The 6,412-nt window shown below is 72.6% G+C and carries 7 protein-coding genes and 1 tRNA gene; 6 read left to right on the top strand and 2 right to left on the bottom strand.

What is annotated here, in order from left to right; translation table 11 throughout:
* Positions 1-46 precede the first annotated feature (46 nt).
* Entirely contained in the window at positions 47-451 is a 405-nt protein-coding gene (locus tag ACZ6Q9_RS33230; protein WP_396831229.1) for a YjbQ family protein, read from the top strand.
* 59 nt (positions 452-510) lie between these two features.
* Here ACZ6Q9_RS33230 and ACZ6Q9_RS33235 read toward each other — a convergent pair whose 3' ends face one another.
* The gene (locus tag ACZ6Q9_RS33235) at positions 511-1,095 is read right to left on the bottom strand and encodes an NADPH-dependent FMN reductase (protein ID WP_396831227.1); all 585 of its coding nucleotides are present in this window, start codon (positions 1,093-1,095) and stop codon (positions 511-513) included.
* A gap of 94 nt (positions 1,096-1,189) precedes the next feature.
* Here ACZ6Q9_RS33235 and ACZ6Q9_RS33240 point away from each other — a divergent pair, with 94 nt between their 5' ends.
* The 5 genes from ACZ6Q9_RS33240 (at position 1,190) to ACZ6Q9_RS33260 (ending at position 5,446) form a co-directional block, all read left to right on the top strand.
* Complete coding sequence (locus tag ACZ6Q9_RS33240) at positions 1,190-1,672, top strand: MarR family winged helix-turn-helix transcriptional regulator (RefSeq protein ID WP_393263127.1); 483 nt, start codon at positions 1,190-1,192, stop codon at positions 1,670-1,672.
* A gap of 51 nt (positions 1,673-1,723) precedes the next feature.
* A complete protein-coding gene (locus ACZ6Q9_RS33245) occupies positions 1,724-4,201 on the top strand; it encodes a transketolase C-terminal domain-containing protein (RefSeq protein ID WP_393460525.1) in 2,478 nt (825 codons plus the stop codon).
* A 110-nt stretch (positions 4,202-4,311) separates the two neighbouring features.
* A complete protein-coding gene (locus tag ACZ6Q9_RS33250; RefSeq protein WP_357450928.1) occupies positions 4,312-4,749 on the top strand; it encodes a DUF3052 domain-containing protein in 438 nt (145 codons plus the stop codon).
* Positions 4,750-4,826: 77 nt separating this feature from the next.
* Entirely contained in the window at positions 4,827-5,294 is a 468-nt protein-coding gene (locus ACZ6Q9_RS33255; protein WP_091104391.1) for a peroxiredoxin, read from the top strand.
* An 80-nt stretch (positions 5,295-5,374) separates the two neighbouring features.
* Positions 5,375-5,446 (top strand) — tRNA-Val (locus ACZ6Q9_RS33260).
* Positions 5,447-5,815: 369 nt separating this feature from the next.
* Here the strand turns inward: ACZ6Q9_RS33260 and ACZ6Q9_RS33265 are convergent.
* A partial coding sequence (locus ACZ6Q9_RS33265) for an IS630 family transposase (protein WP_396831224.1) occupies positions 5,816-6,412 on the bottom strand: 597 nt, incomplete at its 5' end.

Below are 6,412 nucleotides of genomic sequence, written 5' to 3' on the forward strand. Positions count from 1 at the left end.
GGGACTCGGGCGGCGGTTGGTCACCCCCTCGGGCAGAATGCGTCGTATGCGCAGTGAGGTGATCACGGTCCAGACCGGGTCCCGGCCGGCCGTCCGGGACATCACGGCGGAGGCCGAGCGGTTCGCCGCCGGTCAGGGCGACGGCCTGCTGCACGTCTTCGTGCCGCACGCCACGGCCGGGCTGGCGCTCATCGAGACCGGCTCGGGCTCCGACGACGACCTGCTCACCGCGCTCGACGACCTGCTGCCCACGGACGACCGCTGGCGGCACCGGCACGGCTCGCCCGGCCACGGGCGTGACCACGTGCTGCCGGCGTTCGTCCCCCCGTACGCGACGCTGCCCGTGGTCGACGGGCGGTTGGCGCTGGGCACCTGGCAGTCGCTCTGCCTGGTCGACCCCAACGGCGACAACCCCACCCGGAGCGTCCGGTTCTCCTTCCTCCCCGGCTGACCGTCCCCGCCCCGCATCGGGGGCGGGGGCGGTGCCGGGCGGGCCTTCCGTGTCGCCGGTCAGGCGGCGGTGGCGAGTGGGGTGACGCGGACGCGGGTGACCAGCGCGTCGAGCAGGCCGCGGAGCAGCGCCTCGGTGGTCTCGTCCTTGACGGTGCCGTCGAGGGCCAGCTTCTCGTGCGCGTTCGTCACGATGATCTCCGGCTTGCTCAGCACGGCCGAGTCGGTCCAGAGGAAGAGCTGCCGGAGCTGGAGCTGGGCCCGTACGGTGCCCATGCCGGTCGGTGCCGCGCCCATGATGGCCACCGGCTTGTGCGCCAGGGGCGACACCCACGAGGTGATCGGGAAGCTCGGCCGGGACGCCCAGTCGAGCGCGTTCTTGAGCACGCCCGGCACGCCGTAGTTGTACTCCGGGGTGGCGATGAGCAGCGCGTCCGCCGCCGCGATCCGCTCCCGCAGGTCCACCACGGGCGCGGGCGGCTCGGGCTCGACGTCCTCGCTGAAAGGCGGGATGGCGCCGAGGTGCTCGTACCGCTGGATGGTCATGCCCTCGGGGGCGAGGCGCTGCGCGGCCCGGATCAGCGCCGTGTTGAACGACGCGTCGCGCAGGCTGCCGGAGATGGCGAGGACCGAGAGGTCGGACATGCGGGAACTCCTCCGTCGGGTGCCCATCGCGATTTGCGTGAGCTGGTCGATAGTAGAGCTACTCAACTATTGAACCGCAAGTAGGATGTGAGGCATGGCGCAGCACACCGACCTCTCCACTCGACCCGCTCCGGGCGACCGCCCCGAGCTGGCCGGCGACGTGGTGCGCCGGATCATGCACGTCGCCTCCGCGATGCGGCACCACCAGGACGTGGAGGTCGCCGCGCTGGGGCTCACCCCCGCCGCCGCCCGGGCGCTGCACGAGCTCGACCCCGACCGGCCGCTGCCGGCCCGGGACCTCGCCACGGTCCTCGGCTGCGACCGCTCCAACGTGACCGCCCTGGTCGACAAGCTGGAGCAGGCCGGGCTGGTCGAGCGGCGGACCGACCAGGCGGACCGGCGGCAGAAGACGCTGGTGGTCACCGACGAGGGCCGGCGGGTGCGGGCCCGGGTGCGGCAGGTCATGTCGGACTCCCGACTGCTCGCCGGGCTCACCGTCGACGAGCTGGCGAGCCTGCGCGAGCTGGTGTGGAAGGTCTCCGACGGCGGCTGCCCCGAGTCGTGCGGCGACGCCTGAACCGTCCCGCGTCGTTCGTGTCCGGGTGGGCGAGTCGGGCGCTCGTCGGTAATGCTGTCCGACGTGACCACCCCGCAAGATCTCGACGACCGGTTCCGGGAGGCGCTGGCCGCGCTGGCCGCCCCGCACCAGCCGCGTGACCCGGCGCGGCCGGTCACCGACGGCGCGACGCTCACCGGCGCCCGGGTGCTGGACCTCTTCGACGCCCAGGTGACCAGCCGCCAGCTCGACCTGGCGGGGCGCTGGCTGCGCAGCTTCGGCGAGGGGTTCTACACGATCGGCTCCGCCGGCCACGAGGCGAACGCCGCGGTCGCCGCCGCCCTGCGCGCCACCGACCCGGCGCTGCTGCACTACCGCTCGGGCGCCTTCTACTGCGTCCGCGCCGGTCAGGCCGCCGCCGCCCGACCCGACCCGGCCGACCGGCCCGACCCGCCCACCGACGCCGACCCGGCACCCCCGGACGACGACGCCAGCCGCGCGGCCGGGCCCGGCCCGGAGGAGCCGGCCGACGCGTCGCCGACCGCCGGGGCCGCCGCGGACCGGCCGCTCCCCCCGGGGTACGCCGAGGCGGCCCGCGACGTGCTGCGGGGGATGGTCGCCTCCAGCCGGGAACCGGTCGCCGGCGGGCGGCACAAGGTCTTCGGCCGCGCCGACCTGGCCGTCGTCCCGACCACCTCCACCATCGCCTCGCACCTGCCCCGCGCCGTCGGGATGGGGCTGGCCGTGGAACGCCTGCGCCGGCTGGACACGGCCGGCCGGCGCGCCGGGGAGGGGGTGCGGGTCGGCAGCGGCGGTGGAGCGGCGCACGCCCCCTGGCCGCCCGACGCCATCGTGGTCTGCTCGTTCGGCGACGCCTCGGTCAACCACGCCAGCGCCACCGCCGCGTTCAACACCGCCGGCTGGTACGACCACACCGGCCTGCGCATCCCGGTGCTCTTCGTCTGCGAGGACAACGGCCTCGGCATCAGCGTCCGCTCGCCGAAGGGGTGGGTGGAGACCGCGCTGCGGTCAAGGCCGGGCATCCGCTACTTCGCGGCCGACGGCGGCGACCTCGTGCGGGCGTACGAGGTGGCGGCCGAGGCGGCGGCCTGGGTCCGCCGGCACCGGCGCCCGGCCGTGCTGCACCTGTCGACGGTGCGGCTGATGGGGCACGCCGGCGCGGACGCCGAGACCGCGTATCGCGGCGCCGACGAGATCGCCGCCGACCTCGACCGGGACCCGCTGGTCGGCACCGCGCGGCTGCTGGTCGAGGCGGGCTTCGCGTCCGGCGACGAGCTGCTGGCCCGCTACGACCAGATCGGCTGGCAGGTGCGCCGGATCGCCGAGGAGGTGCTGGACGAGCCGAAGCTCGCTGCCCCGGCCGAGGTGGTGGCGCCGCTGGCCCCCCGCCGGCCGGTGCGGGTCGCCCGCGCGGTGGCGGACGCGGCGGCCCGGGCCAGCGGCCCCGGCGCCGGGGCGCGGGCGGAGGCGTTCGGCGGCAAGCCGCCCGAGCTGACCGGCCCGCTGACCCTGGCGCAGAGCATCAACGCCGCGCTCGCCGACGGGATGCTCGACCACCCGCAGATGGCCGTGTTCGGCGAGGACGTCGGGGCCAAGGGCGGCGTGTACGGGGTGACCAAGGGGCTGCGGGACCGGTTCGGCGCGGCCCGGGTCTTCGACACCCTGCTCGACGAGACCTCGATCCTCGGGCTCGGGCTCGGCGCCGGGCTGGCCGGGATGCTGCCCGTGCCCGAGATCCAGTACCTGGCGTACCTGCACAATGCCGAGGACCAGGTGCGCGGCGAGGCGGCGACCATGCAGTTCTTCTCGCAGGGGGCGTTCCGCAACCCGATGGTGGTGCGGGTGGCCGGGCTGGCGTACCAGGAGGGCTTCGGCGGGCACTTCCACAACGACAACTCGGTGGCCGTACTCCGGGACGTGCCGGGCCTGGTGATCGCGGTGCCGGCGCGGCCGGACGACGCCGCGCCCATGTTGCGCACCTGCCTGGCCAGCGCGGCGGTGGACGGCAGCGTCTGCGTCTTCCTGGAGCCGATCGCGCTCTACCACACCCGCGACCTCTACGCTGACGGCGACGGCGAGTGGCTGGCCCCCTATGCCGAGCCGGGCGCGTGGACCGGCGGGCATGTGCCGATCGGGCGGGCCCGGGTCTACGGGGTCGGCTCCGCCGAGGACGTCACGATCATCACGTTCGGTAACGGGGTGCGGATGTCGCTGCGTGCGGCGGCGACCCTCGCCGACGAGGGGATCGGCGCCCGGGTGGTGGATCTGCGCTGGCTCGCCCCGCTGCCGGTGGCGGACATCATCCGGGAGGCCGCCGCGACCGGCCGTGTGCTGGTGGTGGACGAGACGCGCCGGTCCGGCGGGGTGGGCGAGGGGGTGATCGCCGCCCTGGTCGACGCCGGGTATGTCGGGGCGGCGCGCCGAGTGGCCGGAGTTGACTCGTTTGTACCATTAGGTCCGGCGGCGCGTCAGGTTCTGGTCTCCGAGGAAGCAATTACCCAGGGTGCCCGTACGCTGCTGGCACGGTAAATTCCGTTCCACCCGGTGCGCCACTTGCGCGGGGAGTCACAACTGTGTGGACTTGCCTGACGGCGTCGCACGACGTCGCCAGCAGGGATGAGATGAGGAGGCACGCGACAGTGAGCGCGACCGCTGGTCAGGCCGCCGACGGGGTACGCAGCCTGGCGGACCGGTTCGGGATCGAGCCGGGGATGGTCGTCATGGAGATGGGGTACGACGACGACGTCGACCAGGATCTCCGGGACGCCCTGACCGACCGCTGTGGAGAGCTGGTCGACGAGGACACCGACGAGGTGGTCGACGCGGTGCTGGTCTGGTACCGCGACGGCGACGGTGATCTCTTCGAGCTCCTCGTCGACGCCCTCGGCCCGCTGGCCGACAACGGTGTCGTGTGGCTGCTCACGCCCAAGGCCGGGCGCGAGGGGCACGTCGAGCCGAGCGAGATCGCCGAGTCCGCGCCCACCGCCGGCCTCCAGCAGACCTCGACCGTCAACGCCGGCCGGGACTGGAGCGGCGCCCGCCTCGTCCTGCGGCGCGGGGCCAAGGGCAAGAAGTAGGCGCCTCTGTGGCACCCGGCGGCGCCGCCGGGTGTGGCAGGCTGGTGCCCATCCGACCCCCATCCTGAGGAGTTCGCATGCCGATCGAGGTTGGCGCCGAGGCGCCGGACTTCGTGCTCAAGGACCAGAACAACCAGGAGGTCCGGCTCTCGGACTTCCGCGGCAAGCGGACCGTGCTGCTGGTCTTCTACCCGCTCGCCTTCACCGGCATCTGCCAGGGTGAGCTGTGCGAGGTGCGGGACAACCTCAACGAGTACGTCAACGACGACGTCCAGGTGCTCACCGTCAGCGTCGACTCGGTCTACGCCCACAAGATCTGGGCCGACCGGGAGGGCTACCAGTTCCCGCTGCTGGCCGACTTCTGGCCGCACGGCGCGGTCGCCCAGGCGTACGGCGTCTTCAACGACGTCGCCGGCATCGCCAACCGGGGCACCTTCGTCATCGACAAGGCGGGCGTGGTGCGCTTCGCCGAGATGAACATGCCGGGCGAGGCCCGTGACCAGCAGGGCTGGCGCAAGGCCCTGGCGGAGGCCGTCGCGGCCTGACCAACCGGGCACACCGTACGACCGGGCCGGCGGGTGGCAGGGTAAGCTTGCCAGCCTCCGGCCCGCCGTACGGGCGTTCCGGGCGCGTAGCTCAGTGGGAGAGCACTCGCCTTACAAGCGAGGGGTCGCAGGTTCGAAACCTGCCGCGCCCACCCAACACCACCAGGACCGATGCCGGCCCGAAGATCAGAGATTCGGCCGATGACAGCAACGGTGACAGCAACCGGGTTCACGAGAGCCGTCCGTCGAGCTTGCCGAGGGCTTGCCGCATGACGTCAAGGTTGGCGTGCGAGTAGATCTTCAGAGCGATCTTCACGCGCTGGCTACGTCGCCGCAGGTCACGCGACCGCCTGTCTCAGTTTCCGCTTCAACCTATGAAACCTGTTGCCTAGGCGCGCGGTGGGGATCTTCGATCCGGTAGCCGAGTCTGAGGCGCCGAGCGACCGTGACGGGTGTTGGACGTTTATCCGTAGGTTCGCCGCAGCCTGGCGTGAACCGCTACAAAGGTTGAAAGGTCAGGGTTACGGCGGTTCTGGGTCGAGGGGCAGGCCGGTGTGGGTGAGGAAGCTGGTCAGGAGGTCGGGGCGGTACTGGATGCGCTTGAGCCGGTTCTTCACCACGGCGGCGAGGTGGTCGACGCTGGTCACGGCGAGGTTGCCGAGGCTGCGTTTGACGTGGGACCAGACGCCTTCGGTGGGGTTGAGGTCAGGGGCGTAGGCGGGTAGCTGGATCACGTGGAGCCAGTCGCGGTTCGCGACGAGTTCGCGCATAGCGGCGCTGATGTGGGTGTTGAGGTTGTCCCAGATCAGCACGATCGGCGCTTTGAGATACTGGTGAGCGGCATCGAGCAGGGCGATGTAGTCGGTCTCGGCGAAGCTGCGCCGCTCGCCCTTGCGGGGACGGTGGACCTTGACCCGGTACAGCAGGCGTGTGCGTTGTCCGGGCTTGACGCAGACCAGCCCCGCCACGGAGATACGGCCAGAACCCTTGCCGGACACCGCGACCACTGGGGTCCGGCCGCGAGGCGCCCAGGTCCGGGCCTTGGACGGCCGAAGCGTGTGACCTGCCTCGTCCTGGAAGCAAATCCACGCCCCACGCTCGGCCGCCACTATTTTGCC

The sequence above is a fragment of the Micromonospora sp. NPDC049139 genome, assembly GCF_055586845.1.